The 26,376-nt window shown below is 46.4% G+C and carries 13 protein-coding genes; 7 read left to right on the forward strand and 6 right to left on the reverse strand.

Annotated features, from left to right (window positions below; genetic code table 11):
• The first annotated feature begins 159 nt into the window (after nucleotides 1–159).
• Nucleotides 160–930, forward strand: a complete 771-nt coding sequence (locus ABDW33_RS23265; protein WP_343692499.1) for a rhamnogalacturonan acetylesterase — start codon at nucleotides 160–162, stop codon at nucleotides 928–930.
• A gap of 53 nt (nucleotides 931–983) precedes the next feature.
• Here ABDW33_RS23265 and ABDW33_RS23270 read toward each other — a convergent pair whose 3' ends face one another.
• Nucleotides 984–1,610, reverse strand: coding sequence for a response regulator transcription factor (locus tag ABDW33_RS23270; RefSeq protein WP_343692500.1), 627 nt, complete (start codon nucleotides 1,608–1,610; stop codon nucleotides 984–986).
• 539 nt (nucleotides 1,611–2,149) lie between these two features.
• On the opposite strand from ABDW33_RS23270, the gene ABDW33_RS23275 reads away from it, so the two are divergent.
• Nucleotides 2,150–3,124 carry a sugar phosphate isomerase/epimerase gene (locus ABDW33_RS23275; RefSeq protein WP_343692501.1) on the forward strand — a complete coding sequence of 325 codons (975 nt, stop codon included), beginning with the start codon at nucleotides 2,150–2,152 and terminating at the stop codon, nucleotides 3,122–3,124.
• Between the two features lie 130 nt (nucleotides 3,125–3,254).
• Complete coding sequence (locus ABDW33_RS23280) at nucleotides 3,255–4,307, forward strand: phosphatidylinositol-specific phospholipase C1-like protein (protein ID WP_343692502.1); 1,053 nt, start codon at nucleotides 3,255–3,257, stop codon at nucleotides 4,305–4,307.
• Between the two features lie 96 nt (nucleotides 4,308–4,403).
• On the opposite strand, the gene sprA is transcribed toward ABDW33_RS23280, so the two are convergent.
• The 4 genes from sprA to ABDW33_RS23300 all read right to left on the reverse strand — a co-directional run bounded on the left by sprA (nucleotide 4,404) and on the right by ABDW33_RS23300 (nucleotide 16,163).
• Entirely contained in the window at nucleotides 4,404–11,558 is a 7,155-nt protein-coding gene (sprA, locus tag ABDW33_RS23285; RefSeq protein ID WP_343692503.1) for a cell surface protein SprA, read from the reverse strand.
• Nucleotides 11,559–11,948: 390 nt separating this feature from the next.
• Nucleotides 11,949–14,426 (reverse strand): YfhO family protein, encoded by a 2,478-nt coding sequence (locus ABDW33_RS23290; RefSeq protein ID WP_343692504.1) that lies wholly within the window; start codon nucleotides 14,424–14,426, stop codon nucleotides 11,949–11,951.
• A gap of 20 nt (nucleotides 14,427–14,446) precedes the next feature.
• Entirely contained in the window at nucleotides 14,447–15,772 is a 1,326-nt protein-coding gene (locus ABDW33_RS23295; RefSeq protein WP_343692505.1) for a hemolysin family protein, read from the reverse strand.
• Nucleotides 15,773–15,803: 31 nt separating this feature from the next.
• A complete protein-coding gene (locus tag ABDW33_RS23300) occupies nucleotides 15,804–16,163 on the reverse strand; it encodes a helix-turn-helix domain-containing protein (protein WP_343692506.1) in 360 nt (119 codons plus the stop codon).
• A 264-nt stretch (nucleotides 16,164–16,427) separates the two neighbouring features.
• Here ABDW33_RS23300 and ABDW33_RS23305 point away from each other — a divergent pair, with 264 nt between their 5' ends.
• From ABDW33_RS23305 to ABDW33_RS23320, 4 genes are all read left to right on the forward strand, one after another.
• Entirely contained in the window at nucleotides 16,428–18,581 is a 2,154-nt protein-coding gene (locus ABDW33_RS23305; RefSeq protein ID WP_343692507.1) for an alpha-galactosidase, read from the forward strand.
• Nucleotides 18,578–20,056 carry an OmpA family protein gene (locus tag ABDW33_RS23310; RefSeq protein WP_343692508.1) on the forward strand — a complete coding sequence of 493 codons (1,479 nt, stop codon included), beginning with the start codon at nucleotides 18,578–18,580 and terminating at the stop codon, nucleotides 20,054–20,056. Before ABDW33_RS23305 ends, ABDW33_RS23310 begins: the two co-directional genes overlap by 4 nt.
• A gap of 186 nt (nucleotides 20,057–20,242) precedes the next feature.
• On the forward strand, nucleotides 20,243–23,377 hold the full coding sequence (locus ABDW33_RS23315) for a SusC/RagA family TonB-linked outer membrane protein (protein WP_343692509.1): 3,135 nt from the start codon (nucleotides 20,243–20,245) through the stop codon (nucleotides 23,375–23,377).
• A gap of 4 nt (nucleotides 23,378–23,381) precedes the next feature.
• Nucleotides 23,382–24,761, forward strand: coding sequence for a SusD/RagB family nutrient-binding outer membrane lipoprotein (locus ABDW33_RS23320; protein WP_343692510.1), 1,380 nt, complete (start codon nucleotides 23,382–23,384; stop codon nucleotides 24,759–24,761).
• A gap of 181 nt (nucleotides 24,762–24,942) precedes the next feature.
• Here ABDW33_RS23320 and ABDW33_RS23325 read toward each other — a convergent pair whose 3' ends face one another.
• A complete protein-coding gene (locus tag ABDW33_RS23325; protein ID WP_343692511.1) occupies nucleotides 24,943–26,286 on the reverse strand; it encodes a HAMP domain-containing sensor histidine kinase in 1,344 nt (447 codons plus the stop codon).
• Between the last annotated feature and the right edge of the window lie 90 nt (nucleotides 26,287–26,376).

Consider the following 26,376-nt stretch of genomic DNA (forward strand, 5'->3'; position numbering starts at 1 on the left):
GGCTGGTTATTATAACGGAAACGGGATTATAAACAGTCAGACAGCCTGTTAAATAAATAGGAAAGCCATTCCTGCAGGCCTTCATATAAAACCTTTGATCGTCAATGCAGGTTTGCCTGACCGGGCAATTTATTGAATGGATTTTAAAATTTATCAATCATGTATAAACTGTTGTTAACTGTCATTACAGGTGCTTTCCTGATGAGCGCCGCACCGCATAAGCCTACTTTGTACCTGATCGGGGATAGTACCGTTAAAAACGGGAAAGACAAAGGAGATGGAGAGTTGTGGGGGTGGGGGCATTTCATCGGTGATTATTTTGATTCCACAAAAATCGATGTAGCGAATCGTGCGCTGGGCGGTACCAGCAGCCGGACTTACAGGACGAAAGGTCTTTGGGACGCCGTGTTGGAAAAATTACAACCGGGTGATTATGTCATCATGCAATTCGGGCATAATGATGGAGGGCCATTGGATGATACGGCACGTGCCAGGGGTACCATCCGGGGAGTAGGGGATGAGCAGGAAGAGATCTATAATCCGATCACCAGACAACAGGAAGTGGTGCATGCTTATGGTTGGTACCTGACGCAGATGATAAAGGAAGCGAAGGCAAAAGGTGCCATTCCGATTGTGTGTTCACCCATTCCGCGCAATGTGTGGAAAGGAGGTAAAGTAGCCAGAAATAATGAGGACTACGGCTTGTGGGCGAAGCAGGTGGCAGAGAAGGAAGGAGTTGCTTTTATAGACCTGAATACACTGATTGCAGATGTGTATGATAAGGAAGGCGAAACAAAAGTAGCAGGTACTTATTTCGGATCAAAAGATCACACCCATACGATTGAAGCCGGGGCCAGGTTGAATGCGGAAGAAGTTGTTGTGGGAATAAAAGGGATAAGCAAGTTGAGCCTGAAAAAATACCTGAAGTAAGATCAGCATTCAGCTGTCTGCCTGCCGGGATAGGTTCCCGGCGGGCTAACTCACTACGAATATAATTGCACTTTTTCTATCATTTCTACGATGTTTGTGACCTGCAGCTTCTCACAGATCCTTTTCTTATAGGTACTTACTGTAGATACCTGTAAACTCAGTTTCTCCGCAATCTCAGCCACACTCAGTCCCTTTATCAGCAACTGCATAATATTGCTTTCCCGGTTTGAGAGGCGGTCAAGCGGATTGATGGTGTTCTTCTTCCGGGTGATATTGTTGAGTAAGGTCTGTTTCAGCGCCGGGCTGAGGTATTTTTCGTCTCTTAGCAGGCTCTTGGTCGCATTTTTAATTTCTTCGATCCCCATTTTCTTGGAAAGGAAACCATCTGCGCCGGCTTCCAGATAGCGCCAGCCAAAGATCTGTTCATCATAACTACTGAATATGAGAATCTTAATATCCGGATGCCTTAAGCGGATAACGTCAAGCATCTGGTGATTATTACCACCAGGCATATCGATATCAAGAATCACAAGGTCAAAGTGCTTGGAAGACAAAATCTTCAGCGTTTCCTCAAAACTCCCCGCTTCACTCACATGTGCATCCTCGATAGATTTTTGTAAAATAAGAGTTGTCCCGTAACGTACAACCTCCTGATCGTCTACTACTAAAATGTTAGGCATATGGGAGATATTAAGTAAATATACGGGGTAACGCGTAAAGATCAAAACGGGGAGGGCATTTTTGTAGTAAAAAAACTACAACACTTTACAACTTCTACTAACAGTTCGGGTTATTAAGATATATAATTTTGTTCTATGTGATTTGGTACAATATGCGAATAGCAAAAAATTAAAACGGCTAAAATCTGGGGTAATCCCATACAAACGAAACCATCCCTTCACCAACATCAGAAAAGAGTGGACAATGTGCTTAACACGTTAGACGTGTCTGTCTTTTTTGTGTATCAACGATTTTACTACAAACCATGAACAATATAAGTAATGGAGCAGCGGAAGCTGTTTAAAATAACTATTACCTATCCTATATCCCTATCCTACGTACGAACAAAGGGGCTTTTCTGTCTGGCCTCGGACAGTAAAAGCCCTTTTACTTTTTTATCCTTTACTAATTTTTTGTACATTCATCTCCCAGTGCTTCAAAAATAAGCACTGCAATAGGAACTGTTCTTATGCCCACGTTAATAAACTAAACCATCATCATGAGCTCTCGGAGAATTTTTATGCAACAAGCCGGCCTGATCGCTGCCGGACTTATGTTGAAACCGTCGGACATCTTCAGCAGAAGTCGCGCAAATACTGTTAATAAAATAGGGATCCAGCTCTATACCCTGCGTGACCAGCTGACCAAAGACGTAAAGGATACTATTCAAAAGGTGGCAAAGATCGGTTATAACCATGTGGAAACCTATTACGGTTATAGCGGCCCCAATGACCCGGCTAAATTCTGGGGCCTCAGTCCTAAAGAATTGAAAGCACTCCTTACTGAAAACAAACTCACTACGCACAGCGGACACTATCAGCTGAACGACTTCCTGACCAGGGGCAATGGAGATGACACCGCCCTGAAGGCACAGCTGGAAATGGCTGCAATCCTGGGGCAAAAGTACCTGGTGGTGCCTGTGCCGCCTATGAACCTGATCGCGAATTTAACAGGCGCTGATTTCAGGTTCATGGCTTCCCAGTTGAACAAAGCGGGCGAACTGGCTAAAAAATCCGGCATGAAAGTCGGCTATCACAACCACTTCTGGGAGTTTAAACAACTCCCCGATGTAAAAAGCACCGGCTACGACATCCTGCTCAAAGAAACCGATCCCAATCTGGTGGTGCTTGAACTGGACATCTTTTGGGCGGTGAAGTCAGGAATCGACCCTGTAGCCCTGTTTAAGGCGCATCCGGGCCGTTTTGCTATGTGGCATGTAAAGGACATTGATAAGTCGGCTGCAGGCAAAATAACCGGCCCCGGAGAGGATGAAAAGGGGTTGAAAGACCTGATGAGTGAGATCAAATTTGCAGAAGTGGGTACCGGTGTTGTCGATTTCAAAAAGATCTTTGCCAATGCCAGCGAAGCTGGGGTGAAATATGCCTTTGTTGAGCAGGATCAGATCACAATAGATCCTTTTGTAAGTATCAAAAAGAGCTATGATTACGTAAAATCTGATCTTTTAGTACGATAAATATATGAGTCAGGGGGACTAATGCCTCCTGACTTTATAACACCAACGTGTTATCTATTAATAGTTTCTTAATATACCTCCTCGAAATAAAAGTTAAACCTTTGCCGGCAGAATAAATTAAAACTGACAGATGAAAGTAGCCATGATCGCCCTCATGTTGGGCATCTCAGCATTCGCATTTCCCGGAGAGGACCAGTTACCACTGAACAAAGTACAACGCATCGGATCTCACAATAGCTACAAGATCGCCATAGATCCTAAAGTGATGGCCGTAATTCGCCAGCGGGCCGGCGAAGCCGCCAATGGTTTGGAGTATACCCACCTTTCGCTGGAGAAACAGCTGGATCTGGGGCTGAGAGGGCTGGAGCTGGATGTATATGCGGATAGTGCCGGCGGTAAATATATGCACCCGTATGTGCTGGAACAATTAGGCCTGCAACCTGTGTACAATACCGATGTGATGAAGGAACCTGGCTTCAAAGTGTTTCATATGCAGGATGTTGATGTAAACAGCCATTGCCCTACCTTCAAAATGGCGCTGGAGCAATTGAAAGCATGGTCAAATGCTAATCCGGGGCATTCTCCTGTGTTCATCACCATGAATGCAAAGGATGAAATTTCCAGTCATCCTGAATTTACAAAGCCGGAACCTTTTACACCTGCGGTGTATGATCGCCTGGATAAAGAGATCACTGATTACTTAGGTAAGGATAAGCTGATCACACCAGATGATATCCGTGGCAATGATGCGACCCTCGAAGCCGCAGTGCTCCGCGGTCATTGGCCCACCACATCTCAGGCAAAAGGAAAATTCATTTTCATTCTGGATGAACAGGATCCTAAAATGGCAGATTATGTGCAGGGCCATCCTTCACTGAAAGGACGGGTACTGTTTGTAAATGCACCTGCCGGAAAGCCGGAAGCTGCGATTATGATCATTAATGATGCTATCAAAGATCAACAGCTCATCCGCGAAATGGTAAGGAAAGGATACATTGTACGTACAAGGGCAGACGGCGATACCAGGGAGGCGAGAACAAATGATTATACAAGGTATAAAGCAGCGTGTGAGTCAGGTGCACAGATTATTAGCACGGATTATTATACTAAAAGTACTTTATTCCCGTCTGATTATATCGTGAACTTTGGCGACAATGTGTATAGCCGGAAAGATATCAGGTAAGTCGTTTTGACCAGTTAGTTTTTTACGAGCGACGCATTCGGAAAGACGGGTTTTGTTGATGGCAAAACCCGTCTTTCCTTTTTATGGACCGGCGTGTTACTGACCCAATACAAATCTTAATGTCAGCCCACCTGTGGTCGTCACGGTAGGACTGGATGTAGACAACACCGGGATCGTTTGTTTCCTGGTATAATAGAATTTCAGGTTCATTTTTTTATTCAGTACATAATCAATACTTGGTGCTACACTTATCACCTTCTGTCCGGACGTCGGTGTTGATATCCCTCCATCCAGCTGATTATTCACCGACTTCTCATCCCTATAACTCAGGTCCAGGCGCATATTCAGGTCATTATCCAGCTGGTGGGACCCGTTCTTACCGACTACAAATGGCAGCTTTAGTCCTCTCAGTCTATACCCACCTCCTAAAGTTATCTCTGCAGTACGCGCCTCTACCAACTGATAGTCAGTCAGACTTAAACTCAATGACCTCGTTCGCTTATAATCCATATGCACGTTCATATTGTTCTTCAGCGTCATGTCCACACCGAGTAAAGGAGATAACTGTTCTATCATCGTTACATTCGGTACGGTGTAATAAGGAACATAGTTACCGGAGGTTGAATCGATGAAACTCGGGTTCCCCAATGAGTTCTTATCCATATAATTCGATGATGTGTTATACGAATTCATACTCAGGTTGCTCACATAAGAGTGATTCAGCGTCAGCGTCTGCACAAAGTCACTGAATGGTGCCAGTCTTGCTAATCCATCGTACGTAATACGCCAGTTAGGCAATGGCACTATATTCCTGAAAGGATTGCTCCTGATCTTATCTAAACCACTTGTAGCGATTAACCCCACCTTATTAGGATCCTTGCCGGTATACGCGGCTATAAATGAGGAGATCAGTACATTCTGCTCATATTTGCCGTAGCCATACATGTAGGCGTTGTCACTGGTGTCGTAAGTGGGCAATGAGGCATCTTTGGTATACGGATTCTTTGACCAGTAACGCTTTGACAGAATAGCCCTGTACCTTCTGAAGTTGGTGAAGGCCTGTGCCAGCCCTCCATGCATAAACAACGTTTTCAGCATGATAGATGATACCTGGAAACCACCTGTTTCATAAGCATCCAGGTGCTCGAAGTTCCCAACGCCGTACCTGTCCTTGAATGTTTCCGTATGATTTTTGGTAAATGTTTTGGTCAGTGACAGGTCGATGCGCAGACCCGGCAACGGTTCTAATTGAGCCTGCACCTGCAGGTTCTGGGAGAACTGCTGTACCAGCTGATTGTTGAAAAGTGTATCCGATGAAATTAACCCCCTGGCTGCTTTTTTGTCGAACCAGTTTTTATTCGGCTGATAACCGAATACAAATGCCATTCCGGGTTCCATACTCCGCCAGTTCATACCTAATGCCTGGGTGCTATCCATCCACCCCGGCAAACTGGTATAATTATTTTCTGCATAGTTGATATTGAGACGCCTGATGGCTAAGATGGGTCTGAATAGCGATTTTACCAACGGTGAGATCTCCGGTAGCTTTTCTTCTTTCTTTGCCGGCTGATGCTGCCCACCGGCAATTGTTTTCACGGGGGCCTGCTTAATGGCTGTGATCGCCTTCAGGAACTTTGATTTATTATAGAGTTCAGTAAATTTGAATTCACCCAGCACGGCTATTACCTGTGTGTTTTCAATGGTATTGCCCTGTATCCTGTTAGAGAGCGATGCCGCCGTCCACTTGTATTGCGCTGTATACTGCACGGCAAAGTTTGTCCAGTTCAATACAGGCAGCTTTGATACAGGCAGGGTATAAGTTGCATTGAAGGTCTGGAAGTAATTGGTAGTACGACCCAGTTTCAGCAGGTTATTCCACATAGTATCCCGCCTGGCAGGAGTATTCAGTCTGCCGGTAGGTTCGTCAATGCGGGCGTTGTTAGTTGCCGTCAGGTCCAGACTCAGATTCCGCGTCAGGTCCCATTTCAAACCGTAATAACGATCAAACGTGAAGTATTTGTTATACGTTTCTGCCAGCTTGTAATTACTCCCTACATTCCTCAGTTGCGTGGCGCTGAATTGCCTTGACAGGTCTGCCCGGAAGCTGATCATCGAAGGTAGAGGGTTCAGGTTGATGTCTTTGAACAAGCGCATCCAGGGCGATTTGCTTTTGATGATTTTTTTGAACGGCTCCCAGAATTTATTGGTGCCTGAAAAGTTATAACCCAGTACGCCCCTGTTTTTCGTCAGTTCATAATTCTCCGTAGCCGGGTTATGCATCCTGGTGCCTGTGTATGCATAGGTGAAGTCAAAGTTCTCTATACTCCATGGCCGCAGCTTTTTTTTGCCATCACTCATCCTGCGCACATTTGTTACATTGAAACTGGTAGTGGTGGTAGCGTCTTCGGCCTGTGCCCTGATGGAGTCTCTTTCGTGTTTATTGGCCGCTAATTTCAGTTTTTCTTTTAGTTTAATGTCGAGGTCAAACGGATCCCATTCGGGCATGCTGGTGGTCCTGGATTGCCCTACATACAATGGGATCTGGAGCTTTGCACGCCTGGGCAGCAGTTTACCCATTTCCAGGCTCAGGGACGCATCATAACTCAGCAGGTTGTCCTGGTAGCGTTCATTCACACTTTGATTCACGGCGCCATATCCTGCAGTATGCATGGTACTGGTCACTGCCAGTTGGCCGAGATCGGCCAGCTGCAAATTTAGTCTGCCCGTTGCGGCATACCCACCTTTTTCATCCAGCCCTGTCAGCCGCAGTTCATCGAACCATACTTCCGCACTCTTACTCAATCCATCGTCCAGTGGGTTGTATACCCCCATCATCATACCTTCCACATCCCCTAAGTTCGGGTTGCCGATCACCCCAATCACATTTCCGTTTGCCAGGGTCTTTTCGTACAGTGCGGCGGTAGACGCACCTGCATTATTACGGGCCTGCTTCAGGGTACTGAAGTCTGAGAGGGAGATATCGATATTGTTGGCAGTCGGCCAGATGGCAGCCTGTGAAGTCGCGCCAAAAGCAGTTTTGGTGAGTGGTATCCGGTACTCGTAGAAATTCTCTGTATAGTCACTACCGATCCGGATCACCGCCTGCAGGTCTTTGTCTTTTAAGCTGTTATCGTCGTCTACGGCTTCTTCGTGAATAAAGAGCTGCAATCGCTTATACCTGCGCAGGTCCATACCCAGTGCTTTGTACACTGCTCTTGTCTTACCATCCTGTAGTCTGGCCAGCTGTAAAGACAGGGATTGCTCATTCAGCAGCAGGGTAGTATTGCTGGTACTGAGGGTACTTTGTCGTTGTAAGCCGGGTGGTAGTACATAGTTGACCGGTGTACGGGAGGCATTTTCTTCGATATTTACAGCCGTAGTATTGAAAGTAGTGGCATTGTCCGTAGCCACCAGATCGCCTGCACCGGTCTGCAGTTCGTAGCTATATTGGCGCCACTGGTTCCTGACCAGCTGGAGCTTGCCGAAACGCAGCACCACGGAGTCTGAAAAGTTCGTGAGGAACATACGCATGAACCGGATAGACTTAAAGTCAGCAATACCGCCGATAGCCGCGTTATATTGCTCGATCGGGATCTTAAACTGGTACCAGGTTTCGGTACCGGTGCTGCCATTGGTGTATGTTACGTTTGCAGCTACCTTATCGACGATATAGTTTTGCCCGATAGCCATGTTGGGGCTTAAGTGCACCCGGTACTGGAAATAAGCTTCTGTTTCATTCATGGTATTGTCGAAGTTCAGGTCTTCTGACTCCGGAATATTGGTAGCAGCAGAGGAATAGGCAGATCCGCTGGTCGTGGCAGGGGAGTTGCCATCTGACATCGAATAGCGCTTATAACGAGCCAGTATCCCGTATTTCGCCTTGTCATAATCATCTCCTCTGTAGTGGTGATAGTTATCATTAGACGGGTCGGCAAGGGCCCTGGTGTACACTTCTGCACTTATGCCGAAATTATTGCGTAACTGCTGGAGGAAGTGGGTGCGGTATGTTACTTCATCTGCTGTACGCAACCCATCGTATCCTACATCCTGGTATTCTCTTACACTTTCATCGTTGTCAAAAGCACGCGTCAGCTGCGTAGTGTAGTTAGGCGTATGGCCCCAGGTACTGGAGTCGTAGTTGGGCGTAGTACCAGGTGCCTTCATCCCATTTTCAAAGAACTTGTAGGAGTCTTTCAGCACATCTTCAGATACTGCCCCCAGGTTAAAATAGAGGTCACCACCCGTGCTGGTGCTGTTGTTGATGAAGGGATCCTGTACCCAGAATTCAATGTACTGTATATTGGATGTTTCAAAATCAGTATTATCAAGCGCGCGCATGATACCACCCCAGTGTTTTTTGGGGTTATTCAGTGTTCCATCGGCATTTACGGCTGTGCGACCGGCTTCGAAGTTGTAAGGTCCGCGTTCTTTAGGATAATAGGCAAGATCCAGTGTAGTGAGCTGCGTAGACGTATAATCTGTAGAGAGATTTGGGAAGATCTCTTTCTGGTATACGATACGGGTACGCGGATCTGACTGATCGTCTTTCGTAATACCTGCCGGCTGACTGGATGTACTGTTTACCTGTAGCGTCGGTTCAATGATATACCAGGCGAGGAGGGACCTGTTTTTACCATAGTCAGCAGAGTCACTCAAAGCTGCCTCCGGAAACAGGATATTGCCTGTACTGTCTGTGGCCCCCACCGGTGTAGATGCCAGGGCCCAGCTGCTACTGGGCGTCTTCAGGTCGTAATTGCTTTCCGTGCCTTCAAAGTCATCAATATACACCTGCCCTTCACTGGAGCCAAAGGCGTTGATCAGTTTACTGTGACCGGGAAATAACCGGGCAACTTCACCCTGCAGGCTCACGGCAGAAGCAGACCTGGTATTATAGTTGGGCAGCTTGTTGAGGAGCCTTGTCAGCCCTTTCCAGCCGGATGTATAGTTACCATCCAGCCCTACGACTGTATTGTTGATGGGATCTTCTCCATAACTCACTTTGGAGGTATAAGGGCGTTCACTCATATGCACGATGGTGGAGCCAAAGTTCAGTTTATCGTTCACAGCATAGTCAAACCGGGTACCTACATAGTTACGTACCTGCTGGCCGTAAAGTCCGCTGTTTTCGAAAGATACGTTGACAGTGGTCCCGGAACTGAGTATACCATCATTGATGATTTTCACCCTGCCCAGGTTATAGTCTACTGTATAGTCTATATTTTCTACAAGGGTTTTACCACCCGCTGTTACAGTAACGGAACCGGAAGGAATGTTATAGGCGTTCAGCGAAACTTCTGAAGAGGTACCTGCTTTATAACTCCCTTTGATGATAAACCTGTTCAGTGATGAATACTGCTGTGCAGCAGTTTTAGTAGTATCATAGAGTTTCGTGAACAGGTATTGTTTTTCCAGTGCGGCATCTCCTCCAAATGCTTTGGCAAGATCTTTACCAAAGGGTTCCAGTACGGGGAAGATGAGTTTACCATTAGCCACATCTACGGTATAGCCGCTTACAAAATCATACACACCATCTGGCTGGGGATCGTTATTGGTATTCAGGTTATCCAGGTTAAGAATGGTGATGATCGGCGCACCGCTATAAGGACCGGCAGCATCCGGCAGGTAGCGCCTGGGACTGGCTGCGCGGTTATCACTGCCTGGATCATTGTAATAGACGTCCGCAGTAAAGTCGGAACTACTTAACTGGTATCCACCTGTGGAATAGATGTTTTTCATCATCAGGTCCCAGATCGGCAGGATCGGACGCGCCGCAGTAGCCTTCAGCATTTTCAGGAAGAGCATGCGGCTGTTGTTACTATTGGCTGCATCTGGTGGTACATCCTGTGCAAAATCGCCAACCTTGTAGTTACGGCCATTGTAACTGTATTCATAGGCTACAGCCAGCACCTGGTCGGGCTGTAATGCACTATTCAGGGCGATGTAACCGAGCTTTTTATTGATAGTATATTCCGTACTATCCAGCTTACGTGCATATGTTTTTTCATAGTCCTGAACAGCGGAAAGGCCGTAAGACTGCAATTGTGAAATGACGGTACTGGGCTGTCTTGCGGCATCGTCGGCAGCCAGTTTACTATAGAGATCGTTTATGCCGTTGTAAGGAAGTTTACCACTGCTTACAATATGAACCGAATTTGTATTGTAGGGGTTATATTCCGCAAGGTCCATCAGACCGACTACATTGCGGGTGTTGGTAGTGGTACCTGTTTTGTTGGTCACCCATACCTCGATACGTGTAATGTTTGCCAGTGAGCGGATACTCGGCAGGTTGCCCATGGCATAGTTGAAGGTATCACGAAAGAACTGTGCAAGGAGAAAGTTTTTGTTTTCATCGTAAGCATCTGCTTTAATGCTGTAGCTGGTGGTTTGATTGCCTCCTTTCAGGGTGAGTGTCTGCTTCTGAGACTTCTGACTGGACAATACGCTGGTCATGGTCAGGCGACCGAACTGCAATTGGGTCTTTATACCAAAAAGAGATTGCATTCCACTGATGAGCGTAGTAGGCAATGCAAAACTCACGTTGCCGGCTTCAATCTTCTTAATGATCTCATCATCATAACCAGTGTATTCGAGTTTAATCTGGTTTTCGAAATCATAAGTTGATTGCGAGTTATAGTTCGTAATGATCTTTAGTTTATCACCGATTCTACCTGTCACATTCAGATTGATATTCATGTTCATATCAAACCCACCGCTACGGCGGGCCGTCTCTGTCAATACGGGGTTATTGATATACTGACCGGCATAGCCCATAGACACTTCCAGGTAGCCTTGTGGACGGATGTCAACTTTATTGCCACCAAATAATCTATCGAAAAGCGTATTTGACTTTTTGAGTTCAATAACGCTGCTTCTGTTCAGGTTTCCCAGTGTAGAAGCACGTTTCATGAAATAGTCATTTTCACTTTTACGGGCCTGCATGTTATAAAAGTCCTGGAAGCTCATGGACGTGGGATTCCTGTAATAGTTATCGCCGATCTTTTCGGAGATAATATATTCTTTTGTTACAGGGTCATATGTTACATCCCGCATGATCCCCTTAGGGTCCTTCAAGTCAATAGCGTTCCGCACAGGCTCCACGAGTGCCGGGGAATGCCTGTCTCTGATGGGATATTTTAAAGAGTCTTCCCCATTTTTTACAGGTATAACAGAGTCATTCGCAGCACGACCGGGACCAGCAACGATAGGATAGTAAGGAAGGCTCCGGGTGCCCCTTGCTGCAGAATTAACCATGAAAAAGACAACTATGCAGCATACAGTCAGGGCCGCATAGTGCTTTCTAAGACGTTTTCTAAGGGATTTCTTCACGCGTTCTTTCTATAGCAGCAGTTCGTAAATACCAATAAATACCGGCCCGTATAGTTCGACTATACGAAATGCGGCTTCGCATCAAACGGGCATAATTACAGTACTATTGTTTGTCGGCTACAGACAGGAGAAATGTATAGATGAAACGGTAAAGTGGATAGCCGAAGGGCAAGACAGCCCTGGATTTGCTGCAAGATAGGGGAATTTGCTATGGGAATGCGGTAAACGGACTTTTTTACTACGAACAGTTAAAATCCATAGATGAAATGCAAAAGTCCGCCTTCGGAAAAATCAGGAAGGCGGACTTGCCGGGATCTATTTCTTTTTGAAGTACAAAGCAAAACTTCCTGCTAATAAGATCAACATGATTATATAACTGGCGAGTGATACTTTTACCCCTGCGTAATAAGCTGTAGGTGCAAAAATGAAAGTGATGTGATGCGCACCTGCCGGAACGGACATGCCTCTCAATGCATAATTTACGCGGCTGTAAGGAGCCTCTCTGCCATCGATATAAGCTTTCCATCCCTGGCGGTAATACACCTCTGAAAACACGGCAAATTGAAGTGTTGCCGCCTTCGATGTGTATGCAATTGTATCCTGATGATTGAATTGTAATTTGATGATGGCGCCCGAATCAAACTGAAAATCGGTTTTTACCAGTGGCTTGTATTGCTGATCGATCACTACCGTATCTTTCGGATGGAAGTTAGTGAGCGCATTCATCTCAGCATCTGCGTCGGGTACCCAGCGGATAGCTTTTACAAACCAGGCATTGCCCAGTGCGTCCGGGTTCTGATGCACGGTGGGACCCTCCACCCCGTTTGTGATGATGTATTTCGTATTCAGCATGTTCAATACCTGCATGTTGTTCTGACTGAGCTGCCTTTCGATCAGGTCCTGGTATAACTGCAACTTAGCAGCATGATAGCCGCCTACGCTCTTATGAAAGTAAGAAGTCATAGCATCCTGGAATGGGCTGCGTGTGAGGTTAAATACCCTGTAGTAAGGGTCTTTGTCCTGCAGGATCTGCAGATCTGCAGGAGAGGCCTGGAATGGCTGGCTATAGGAGCCGGCATCCACAAAACTGTCTTCATTCAGGTAACGCCTGTCTACCTGTATCAGATCTATCACGATCAGAACCGTTATGGCGATGGTAAGATAGCGACCTTGTAATTTTCCTTTTAAAAAGAACCACAACAGGCCGAAGGCGACTGCTGCAAAGAAGATAGAGCGGAATACATCTTTCCTGTACAGGTCTGCCCGGTCCGCACGTGTAGCAGCCATCAGCTGATCTGCTATTTCTGTGTGGCCCTGCACCATTTGTACTAACTGACTGCGGAACTGATCGTCGCTACGCGGGTTATTATTATCGCCAGTGGCGTTCGTGTAGCGTGCACTTGTAGAGGCCAGTAATAACAATACCAGCAGACCACCCATAATGTATCCGGACCATTTCAGTTTTTTCAGTAAGTCTGCTCTTTCATTTTCGGAATGTAGCAATTCCTGCAAAGTCATTACGGCGAGTATGGCAAATGATAATTGCGGGATGATTAAAGCCTGTGAAGGCGCACGGAATTTATCGTAAAAAGGGAAATGATCGAACATGAAATAGTTAAACGCTGCAAAGTTGCTGCCCCAGGCCAGCAGGATGCCGAGCACTGAGATCCCTATGAGCCACCATTTATGCCAGGAACGGATGACGAACAGCCCAAGTAACGCCAGCAGGCATACCACCACGCCGAGATATACAGGACCTGAAGTCCCCAGCAGTGATTGATCGCCCCAGTAGAGGTTCCATCCACTCACCAGTCTTTCAGCCTGGTTTGCCGGTACACCGATACTGGTTAACGTTTTGTAGGTCTGGGAGTTTTCATCCAGTTTGCCGCTGGAGCTACCTCCGTAAATATCCGGTGCAATCAGTGTGAGGGTTTCAAACTTACCATAGCTCCACTGGAAAGCATAGTCCTTCCCGTTATGTTGTTCGGCTGTTTCCCCAGGCAAAGGATGCAGGGCAGATTTGCCACCCCTGTTACTTTCCTTTGAATATTGGTAGGTCGTCCACAGACTGACCGCGTTGGATGCCAGCGCCAGGCCGACTGCCAGGCCCACTGATAATGTTCCTGTGAGCAGTGCACGGAAAGTCTTTTCCCTGATACAGTATACCGCATAGGCAATGCCAGCGATGGCAAGGATCAGGAAGAAATAATACGTCATCTGCAGGTGGTTGGCAGCAATAAGGTAGGAAAGGGACAATGCCATGATACCCGTACCAGCCAGGTAATTGCGTCTTGTAATGAGTATCAGTCCTGCTATCACCGCAGGCAGGTAGGCCAGTGCAACCATTTTGGTGTCGTGGCCGGTGGCAATAATAATGGGCGAATAGCTGGCATATGTGTATGCCACAGCACCGGCAAAACCAATCCACGGGCGTGCGCCTATCACGACACAAAGTAAATAGAAACAAAGCGCCGAGAGAAACAGTACGTTGATGGGCTTGGGTAATCCAAGCGTCAGTATCGCCGGGATAGCGCTATCTATGTGATAGGGAGATTCCATGGCCAGCTGGTAGGTAGGCATCCCGCCAAACATACTGGTAGTCCATAAAGGAGGAATGCCATGTTCCTTTTTATAATCCATGGCTTCTTTGGCCATTGCCTGCCACTGCACGTTATCACTCTGGCTAATGACTTTGTCTTCTAATACCGGTTTGCAATACAATACCGCGAGTAAAAGCAATGCGGCAACGGCTGCCAGGTGTGGTAGCAGGGATCTGAGCCAGTTGGGTTTCATAACAGTATTTTAGTGGTGCGTTATTCTTCTTCTTCCTTTGGATCGTTTTCAACATTGCAGATGTGCACCTTGGCAATACGGTGCTGATCCATCTTCACGACTTCCATTTTCAGGTTCTTCCATTGCAGGCTATCGCCGCTTTGCGGAATTTTACCCAGTTTGTCGAGAATGAAACCGCCGAGGGTTACAAAGTTCGTTACATTCACTCTCTGCTGGTCAGCATCTACACCGATCAGTTCCAGGAATTCCACGAAAGGTAGCTGGCCGTCTACCAGCATACTACCGTCTTCCTGCCTGATCACTTCATATTCAAATTCGTTTGTTTCGGAAATGTCACCTACCAGGGCGTCCACGATATCGTTGATGGTAACAAGGCCTTTGATAGATCCAAATTCATCTACAACCATGGCCTGGTAGATACGCTCTCTCTTGAAGAGTTCCAGCAGCTGGTAAGTACGGTTATGTACCGTCACCACGAGCAGTTTGCGGCTCAGGGAAGAGAGGTTATTGATAGCGGTGCTGAAGTTGTCGCTTAGCAGGTCTTTTGAATAGATAAAGCCGGTAGTATGATCCAGGTCGCCGTTGGCCAGGGGATACATAGTGTGTTTATGTTTCAGGATCTTGGCTTTATTAATTTCCGGGCTATCCTGAATATCCAGCCAGATCACCTCATTACGTGGCGTCATGAGGGTGGATACATGCCGGTCACCCAGGTTGAATACGTTTTGAATGAGAGCCTTTTCTGTTTCCTCGATCACACCGCCCTGATGGCTTTCTGCGATGATCACACGGAGTTCTTCTTCTGTATGTATATCCTCATTTTCATGAACGGGGGTAATACCAATGATGCGGAGGATGACATTGGCCAGGCCATTCAGTATCCAGATGAAAGGGCGGAAGATGATATAGAATAATTTCAGGGGCAGTGCTACGGTAAAGGTGGTAGGCACTGGTTTGCGGATAGCGAGCGATTTGGGTGCCAGCTCGCCAAATACGATGTGCATGATAGTAATAGCGAGGAATGCAAAGCCAATCGCTACTTTTTGGGCAAGACCTACATCCGGGCGGAACCCGAGGGAAGTAAACAGGTTAATAATCATTTCAGTCATCACCTTTTCGCCTACCCAGCCAAGACCCAGAGAAGCGAGGGTGATACCTAATTGTGTTGCAGCCAGATAGCCGTCAAGGTTATTCAGGATGTCTTTAGCAATCTTGGAGACTGTTTTGTTGCGACCTGCGTTGACTTCTATCTGCGAGGATCGGACCTTTACGATAGCAAATTCCGCTGCTACGAAAAATCCGTTCAGCAATACCAGGAAAATGGTAAAAAATATTTCTATGCTCATTATTGCGTGTCTTAATTTTTATAAAGGCAAATTAGTCTTTTGTTTTCTTAGGTCTGTGTATATCCCCCCATTCAGAAATAATCTCCAGCATCGGCTGCAGGGAGGCCCCGTCTTTGGTGAGCTCATATTCAACCCTGGGTGGCACTTCGGCGTACACCAGCCGGTTGATCAGCCCGTCTTTTTCCAGTTCTCTCAATTGCAGGACGAGAATTCTTTCAGATACATCGGGAATAGATTTTTTCAGTTCACTGTAGCGTAGCTTGCCATTAAGCAGGCTCCAGAGGATAGTTGGTTTCCATCGGCCGCCTATAACGTCAAGCGTATACGCCATGCCGCAGTTATTGCTGATGTTATTCCTGTTCAATGTATTAGCAGAGCTTTCTTTTCTCATTACTTACATTTTTGTCAGTACTCTATTAAAATATCAGTACCCCCAAAGTTAAGATTAAACAGTTAAAGGAAAAAACTATTATAAAAGGTACTGTGCGTCTAGTATTTTGTACAAGTCATGCGCCAAATTATCCAAGTTAGCCACCTGCCTTGCCGGAATTCACATAGCAGGCCATGGTCACGCTGCTGGCCTGTTCATCGACAAATGGTTAGTATAATTTGAAAAAAAGTAATAGCTTACCCAGCTAATTAACCATTTTACGTTATGATGAAACAGGTCGCAATCGCCCTTATGCTCATTTGTTGCTTACCTGGTGCCCGTCTGTTGGCACAGGAAAGATTTACCACCAGCACGGATCATTTACAACTGGATTTCGAAGTAGATGGCAAAGGACGCCTATTACAAAAGTATTTTGGGCCTAAACTTGCTGACGGGGGAGACCAGCTTCGCCCCACAGAGCGATGGGAAGCCTATACCCCTGCTGGTACCAATAACCTGTTTGAACCGGCTATACAGGTGACCCATACTGACGGTAACCCTTCGCTGGAGCTGCTGTACATCAGCCGCAATACTGTAAAAACAGACGATAATATAACTTCGACTACTATTACCCTGCGTGATCCCAAATATCCTTTCACCGTATTACTGCATGTCAATACCTACGGAAAAGAGGATATCTTCAAAGTATGGACAGAAATCAGCCATAAAGAAAAAGGGGCTGTTACCCTGGCTAACTTCGCATCGTCCATCCTGCATTTTAATGCGCATAAATATTATCTTACCAACTTCCATGGTGACTGGGCGGAAGAAATGAAAATGGAAGAGAATGAACTGACCAGCGGCATCAAAATACTGGATTCCAAGTTGGGTACCCGTGCAGATATGTACCAGATGCCTTTCTACATGGTATCGCTGGGTGAACCCTCCACAGAAACCCATGGTACCGTAATGGCAGGTACTTTGGCGTGGACCGGCAACTTCCGTTTTGCATTTGAAGTAGATGAACTGAACATGCTGCGGGTAATCTCCGGTATGAACACCTATGCTTCTCAATACAGGCTGCAACCGGATCAGACCTTTGAAACACCTGCTTTTATCTTCACTTACAGCGACAATGGGCGCGGTACGATCAGTCACAATTTTCACCGCTGGGGAACAAAGTATGGCGTGGTTGACGGCAATACACCACGCACTGTATTGCTCAATAACTGGGAAGCAACCGGCTTTGATTTCAACGAAGAAAAGCTCACCGGATTATTTGATGATGCACATAAGTTAGGCGCTGATCTGTTCTTATTGGACGACGGCTGGTTCGGTAATAAATATCCCCGTAATGCCGACAATGCAGGCCTTGGCGACTGGCAGGAAATGAAGGCCAAGCTGCCGCACGGACTAGGTTATCTTGTGAAGACTGCTGAAGAGAAAAAAGTAAAATTTGGTATCTGGCTGGAACCCGAAATGGTCAACCCTGCCAGTGAACTGTATCACCAGCATCCTGACTGGATATTGAAACTACCCAACAGGAGTGAAGACTACTTCCGTAATCAGCTGGTACTGGACCTCGTGAATCCCAGGGTACAGGACTTTGTATATGGCATCGTGGACAATATGATGACGGCAAATCCGGGTATTGCTTACATCAAATGGGATTGTAACCGAATGATCACGAATGCGTATTCACCTTATCTCAAAGACAACCAGTCTGCCCTGTATATAGAATATACCCGCAGCCTGTACCAGGTGCTGAAACGTATTCGTAACAAATATCCCCACCTGGCCATTATGCTTTGCTCCGGCGGTGGTGGCAGGGTGGATTATGGTGCCCTGCAATACTTTAATGAGTTCTGGCCAAGTGATGACACAGACCCATTTGAACGGGTATTTATACAATGGGGATATTCCTATTTCTTCCCTTCATTCACCGTCGCCGATCACGTCACTTCCTGGGGCAGGCAATCCCTGAAGTTCCGTACAGACGTAGCCATGATGGGTAGACTAGGTTATGATATCAACCTGGATAAATTCACCCCTGATGAGTGGACATTCAGTCAGCAGGCAGTAGCAAACTATAAGCGCCTGCAACCAGTTCTGGCTCATGGTGACCTGTATCGCCTCATTTCGCCTTACCACGAAAACAGGGCGGTATTGATGTATGTAGATGGCGATAAAGCAAAATCCGTATTATTCGCTTACAACCTGCATACCAGGTACGGTGAAAACTTTGCACCGGTAAAATTACAAGGCTTGGATCCTAAAAGACAATATCGGGTGACGGAAATCAACCTGAAACCCGGCGAAGAATCTCATTTGTATGAACACAATAAAATATTTTCGGGTGATTATCTCATGAAAGCGGGTATAAATGTATCCGGCAATGAGCCATTAACCAGCAAAGTATTGGAAATTGTGGCTGAATGAAATTAAACATCCTGATATTATTATTCTGTTACTGTACACATCTGCTGGTGGCACAAAACATAGTGCCGAACGCCAGTTTTGAGGAAGTAAATATCTGCACGGAATACATAGCGCCCTGCGCACCCTGCGGATGGATGGCTGTTGCACCGGAAATGATCAAAATGAAATACCTGTGTAATGGCGCCGCGCTTCAGGGGCAGCACTATGTATCCCTTTTGCAGGAAGGGCCGGTGGAGAACCCGGATGCAAGGGTGTACATACAAACAAGGTTGTTGTGTGCCTTGCAAAAGGGGCAGGCCTATAAGATCAGGGTGTATATGAACACTGAGAACTACCCCTTGCGCATCGGGCTTCGGTTTGACACCGCGTTTATCTTTAGTGAAAATACAGGGTGCCTGACGCAGCCGGTGAGTATAGAGCTAAATGAAAATGATCAGCAAAAGAAACTGTGGCATACCAAAATGCCCTGGTATATTTTAGAGAAAACATATGTGGCGACTAATAACGCGACACATCTCATCGTTGGCAATTTCAAAGCCCCTGTAAGGAAAAACGGGTTTTCGGGTTACACCAATGCACAACTCTTAATAGATAGTATCAGTATCACCCCTGTAAATGAGCAATTGCAGATGTGTAACGATACAGCTGCCACCAGGGCTTCGTTATATGCGGAACATCACCGTCATTCAATTCCTGAAAGCCTGACACCGGGAGCACCTGTTTTACATACGGTAAACGGAAGTCAGGAAGGGTGCGATACTTTGATCCTGAAAGATGATCTTTTTAATCAGGACCGTACCACTATCAGTGAACGATATAAGCAGCCAATCAATGAGGCGTTGGGAAAATACAGGGGCGATACAACCATGCGAATACAGTTGGTCGGCCATGCATGGCAAACTGCTTCAGACGAGTATAACAAGATTATCTCCTACGATAAAGCCAAGGCCGTAGCTACTTATCTCGTATACAATGAAGGATATAGTTTTGATGATTTTCAGATCAGGGGAGAAGGAAAGGATAATCCAAGATATGATACAGCTACCGGAGATAACAACAGGGTCGAAATGATCCTGTGTCACATGACACCCCCTGTAATGGTGTTAAAAAAAGTAGTACCTCCGCCGGATACGCTCGTGATTCCGGATATATTATTCAAATTTAACAGTAGTGATTTGAATCCGGCTTTACATGTAGCACTTGATAGTTTGATGAAAAAAATACCCCGGGATGGAAGTGTGCAATTGCAGGTAACAGGACATACGGACAATGCTGGAAACGATGATTATAATTATAATTTATCATTGCGTAGAGCGAATGCCGTAGCAGATTACATGCAGCGGTACGGAGTGGGGAACGATATACGCCAGATTAGCGGTGCAGGAGAAACCCAGCCGGTGGCAGATAATAAGACCCCCGAAGGACGCAGAAAGAATAGGAGGGTGGAGATTATTATCTTTCACACAACGGATTAGCATCTTCGATTTTATTGGATACAGCCACAGTCCACCTGTGGTGAAAAAAGCTTCTACCAATGGTGGAAGCTTTTTTTGTAAATATTTATTCCCTAAATTTAAAAGGAAACCAGAATCAATTGCCTAAAAAAGATTTGTCTAACTCAATCATCTGAATAGCCTCATTGTTCACCTAAAACTCAGCTTATGCAATTCTTGTCATGGCTGGTGCTACTGTTATGCATCACCTCGATTTCCTTTGCGCAGCAAGGAAAATCAATACACGGCACTGTCACCGCCGGGGATAGTAAACAACTATTGGAAAGAGTCGTTATCATCGAAAAGAGCACCCAGCACCATGCCTACACTGATGCCTCCGGAAACTATTCGATCACTCTGTCAACTGACAACGCCACCCTCATCTTTTCTTACGTTGGTTATACCACCCAGGAAATTCAGGTAGGTGATCAGTCTGCTGTAAACGCCGTTTTACAGCCTTCCCGGAAAGACCTGAGTGAGGTGGTCGTTACCGCATTTGGTGTAAAAAAAGAAAAACGTGCATTAGGGTATACGATCCAACAGGTAGATAATGCAGACCTGAATGTAAACCACCAACCCAATGTGGTCAATGCGCTGCAGGGCAAGGTAGCAGGTGTACAGATCACGAGCACCGGTGGCGGACCCGGTCAGAGTTCCCGGATCATTATTCGCGGTATTAATTCACTGGCGGGCGACAGGAACAACCAGCCACTATTTATAATAGATGGTGTGGAGATAGATAACAGCACCTATACCACCGGGGGCGCTGAGACCCGGGGCATGAGTAACCGTGCTTCGGACATCAATCCCGATGATATTGACAATATCTCAGTACTAAGAGGCGGTGCCGCTACCGCTCTGTATGGTATTCGTGCAGCTAATGGCGCTATCATCATCACAACGAAATCTGCTAAAGCCGGCAAGATCAGGGTTTCCTATAATGGAATGTATGGCTTAGACCAGGTAAACAAAACCCCCGAAGTGCAATCGACCTATACCCAGGGCTATCTGGGGGTGTACGATCCCGCGAGCTTCTGGCCCTCCTGGGGACCTACCGTTGCAGCAGCCCGGCAACAGGATCCTACGCACCCGGCTAAACTCTTTAATAATTATAAACAGGCATTTCGTACAGGTATGCAAACACGCCATACCGTGAGCGCCGGTGGCGGTACCGAAGCTGCACAGGTAATGGGATCTGTTTCCTATTTTGATCAGAATGGCGTAATTCCCTTCAGTGATTACACCAGTTACAATGCCTGGCTGAATGCGACTTTCAAAGTAAGTGATAAGGTTACTGCAGGAGCTTCCCTCAATTACATCAACTCCGGTGGCAATAGGGTAAACGCTGACCGCTACGGGGAACAGATCATCTACTGGGCGCCGCGTTGGGATATGAAGGATTATAAGAAAGCAGACGGTACGCAACAAACTTATAGCAGTGGTACAAATAACCCCATTTACACACTGTCAACCAACAGGTTCAAAGATAATGTGAACAGGGCTATTGCCAGTGCTTATGTCACTTACAAACCGGTATCATGGCTGAGTTTTTCATACCGCTTCGGGAATGACTTCTATACGGATGGCCGCACCCATACGGCCCCCGGGCCGCTCAGTGTTGTAGATGAAGCGCCGAACCTTGACGACAATGCATATGGGTTTATAGATGAATATAACCTGCGAAGCAGAAACCTGACATCTACTTTCATTGCTAATTTCACTAAGACTATCCATGATAAATTCTCTATTGACTTTAAGGTCGGACATGACCTGCGCGATCAGCGGGTAAGGAGAACCAGCGTAGAGGGAGATACCCTGGTAGTGCCGGATCTGTTCCTATTGGGCAATGCAAAGCGGGTGAAAGGAGATTCTTATATACTGGACTATCGTAACTATGGCTACTTTGGCGACCTGACGCTTGGCTGGAAGAATTTACTGTTTTTAGAACTGACGGGTAGAAATGATCTCACATCCACCTTATCCCGGCAGAATCGCAGCTACTTTTATCCAAGTGCCAGCCTAAGTTATATTTTCTCTGATATGTTCAAATTACCAGATTGGTGGTCCTACGGCAAACTGAAACTTTCATACGCACAAATAGGTAAAGACGGCGATGCATATGCGATTACCAATGGTTTTGAAACAGGGGATCCGATCGGTACAACCGTTCCTTTTTATCAAAGCCGGACTTTAGGTAATGCAAATCTTCGTCCTGAGTTTACAAATACCAGTGAAATTGGTACAGAACTGCGTTTCCTTAATAACAGGTTAGGGCTGGAAGTAAATGCCTATCAGCAAAAGAGTAAAGACCTGCTGGTGCCGGTATATGTTTCCAACGCCACCGGCTACGATCAGGCTTATGTAAATGCGGGCGAAATCAATAACAAGGGACTGGAAGTAACAGTCACAGCCATGCCGGTGCGTACAAAGGATTTCAGCTGGGATGTTAAGATCAATTTCTCTACAAACAGGAACCGGGTCATCAAACTGAATGAACAACAAGGTGCTGAACTGAAAGAAATCGTTATTTCCAGTCAGTATGGTTACCTCAGTTCCACTGTAACCAGCAAGCTGGTACCCGGCATGGCCTATGGTGCCCTGTATGGACGCAGCTATAAACGCTATTATGCCAAAGGCGATGATGATGGCGTGACACTGCGTAAAGACCTGCCCTTACTGATCGGAGCGAATGGCTTTCCCGTCCTGGATGATGTTACTAATCAGCGGTACCTCGGTAGTACCTTGCCCAGGTGGATCGGGAGTACATTGCAGACATTCCGCTATAAAAACTTTACACTCTCGCTCCTCGTCGATGTAAGGCAAGGGCAATATAAATATAACCAGTTATCGAACTTTCTGGCGGCATTTGGAGAGTCTGGGATAACTGCGAACAGGGACCAGACCATCGTATTCGACGGTGTACTGGCCGACGGATCGCAGAATCAGAAAGCAGTTTACTTAGGACAAAGTAAAGGGCCTGATGGCATAGATTACGGAGCTGGATACTACCGGAATTACTATCGGGGTGCCAGCGAGAAATTTATAGAAAACGCATCATGGGTAAGGCTTAGATCAGCAGGCTTATCTTATACGCTGCCAGCGGAGTGGTTGAAACCTACGCATACTATTTCAGGAGCCACTGTTTCTTTCACCGGAAATAACCTTTGGTTGCACACGAAGTATACCGGCTTTGATCCTGAAACCAGTTCAGCAGCCGCCAGCAGTAATGGCGCAGATAGTTTTGCCGGCTTTACTTATCCTGCTACCCGAAGCTTTTTGTTTAGTGTGAACCTTCAATTCTAAATGCATGAAACGAATATATATCTTACTGATACTATCGCTCGCAGCCTGCTCCAAAGGCTACCTGGATGTGAACCAGACCAATCCAAACCAAACCACCAATCCGCCTATCAATGGCCTTTTATCAGAAGTGACCTACCAAACCGGTATTAATGTATTCAATGTTGGCAATATTACGTCTTATTACGTACAGCAGCTGGCGTCGCCCAATGCCTCCGGCAGTACGGATGTATATGATGATATTGATGCCAGTAGTACCTGGAAGAATATCTACCTCACGATAGAAGATATCCGGCAGATGGAAGCGCTGGCGGTGACAAAAAAAGCTTATCAGCACATGGGAGTTGGCCAGATCCTGGAAGCTTATAATATGAGTATGCTGATTGATCTGTGGGGAGACGCCCCTTATTCCCAGGCATGGCAGGGAGCTACTTACCTGACACCGGCTTACGACAAAGGATCGGCTATTTATGATAGTTGCCTGCTACTAATAGACAAAGGAATCGCTTCACTCAGGCAGGCAGATCCGCTCATTACCCTGGATGCAGAAAATGACCTGGTACATGGAGGGGTTGCTACCGGCTGGATTAAAACCGCCTATACTCTGAAAGCACGTTTACTCAACCGGCTCAGTAAACAGGCAAACTACAATCCCGCTGCCGTACTGGCCGCACTGGACAGCGGGTATACCAGTAACAACGATGATGCAGCGATCACCCGTTTTCAAAGTCTGAGTCCCTGGAATGAAACGGCGGTAGGCAATGCCAGCGGAAACCTGGATGGCTGGTTAAGTGCGACCTTTATCAATGCCCTCAATGGCACCACCTACGGCATTTTTGACCCACGCCTGCCACTGATCACAGATACGACCCGGTATGGCGACTACAGGGGTACAGTGAACGGTGCCGGGCGGGTAGGATCAGGTACCGACAAGGGGCAGTGCTACCTGTCCGTCAACGGGTACTACTCAAAATCAGGAGCGCCTTTGTTGCTGCTCACGTATGCGGAAGCAAAGTTTATCGCTGCCGAAGCATATTACGGAACAGATCAGACCAAAGCTTACCAGGCCTACCTGGACGGAATTAATGCGAATATGGATAAAGTGGGTGTGTCGCCGGCGAATAAAGCAGTCTACCTGGCACAGCTGCCTGCATTTTCAAAGGGACTAATATTCAAAGAGAAATACGTAGCGATGTTCTTACAGCCTGAGTGCTGGACCGATGCCCGGAGGTATGATTATCAATACAAGGATTTCACACTGCCTGTAAATGCACTGCTAACTACATTTATCAGGAGGGTGAGTTATCCTGCTTCTGAGACTAGCCGGAATGCAGCCAATGTGCCGGCAGTTAACTCTTTAGCAGCGTTTCTCTGGTGGGATAAGTAATCAGATAATGGAACAGCGGGGTCATGGGCTCCGCTGTTTAATTGTTTTTTTACTGAAAAGTTCTGATCTGCGGGGCAAGGGGGACTGGATTGAAAGAGGTCATTTTTTCGGTGGACGCGGTTTTTCATTGGACTGATACTCACATTGAAGGCTTTCAGATCTGATGCCAGCCTTACTTTTCTTATGCGGATAACCTGCCATCGGCCGCCGGATCCGCCAGGGGGATCGTTGCATAAAAAGTGGTTCCTTTCCCTAATACACTCTCAAACCATAGTTCACCATGCTGTAAAGCCTGTAATTCCTTACAAAGTACTAATCCCAGTCCGATCCCTTTTTCATTATTCGTTCCAAAGGTAGACTGTGTCTTCAGCGAGAAAATCTCTTCTTTATGTGAGCTGTCAATCCCGATACCATTATCGGTTACCATCAACTGACAAATGCCATCTTTCACCAGCAGGCTAATGGTGACCTGGCCGTTATTAGGTGTAAACTTAATGGCATTATTGACGAGGTTCCTGATAATCAGTTCCAGCATATTGTTGTCTGCCGTCACGTATACAGCAGGATCAATTTTAGAAGTCAGCGTCACATGCTTTTTGTCCGCAAGTATCTGTTGAATAGCCAGTACCCTTTGCACAACTTCATATACATGTACAGGGGATAACCGTACCCCACGACCATCCATCTGCATCTTGGACCAGGTAAGCAGATTCGTGAGCATATTAGAAGTGTTCTTGGTCATGGTCAGGAGTTCATCGCCCAGCATTTTACGTTCGTCTTCAGACAATTCGTATTCAGCAATCAGGTGAAGCGTGGTGATGATGGAATTGAGTGGACTTTGCAGGTCGTGGGCAATAATAGAAAAAAGCTTATCCTTTTTCTGGTTCAGTTGTTCGAGATTAACATTCTGAATATCGATCTTATCGGCCCTGTCTTCCGCATTCTTTTTCTCTCTGTTGTAGTTATTGCGCAGATAGTTGGTGATCAGAAAAGTACAGGTCAGCGTCACAAAGTAACTCGATGCCAGGTCAATAAACCGGTTCTGCGCACTCTGGTAGCTGTCTGCAATCCAGCTAGGCTGCATGTATTCCTTCGTGAGCAGGGCAATGGGTATGAGCAGGTGCAGGGTTGCCCAAAGCCAGTGCTGCTTACGGGGACTGAAGGCAATCAGCAGATTAAAGGTCAGAAAAAACAGCAGTAGCACGGGACCGTGGCTACCGGAGTTCAGGTAGTAGGTGGCGGTAAGCGTAATATAGCTGACGATCACATAAGCCAGCATACTTACATTGTAAATACGTTTAAACCTGGAAAGCCAGAGGAAAAAGATCTGTAAAAAGAGGAGCACCAGCACAATGATCCACACAGCTGTAAGTCCCAGCCACATGTTGAAAGGTAGCAGAACAGTGAGTAGTGCCATTGTAATGACACTAATGGAATTGAAAGCACGGTTCTCCAGTGTAAATTCCGCCGGATCACCTACCAACACTTCCCACAAGTTGGTTAGTTTACGCAATACATTTCGCAAGTGTGAGTCTTTATTTGTTAGTCGATTGTCCCTCAGTAGTGTCCTACAAAGGTCGGGGATGCAAATTAAATATGTTATAACACGAAAATG

Source organism: Chitinophaga sp. (assembly GCF_039596155.1).
GTDB lineage: Bacteria > Bacteroidota > Bacteroidia > Chitinophagales > Chitinophagaceae > Chitinophaga.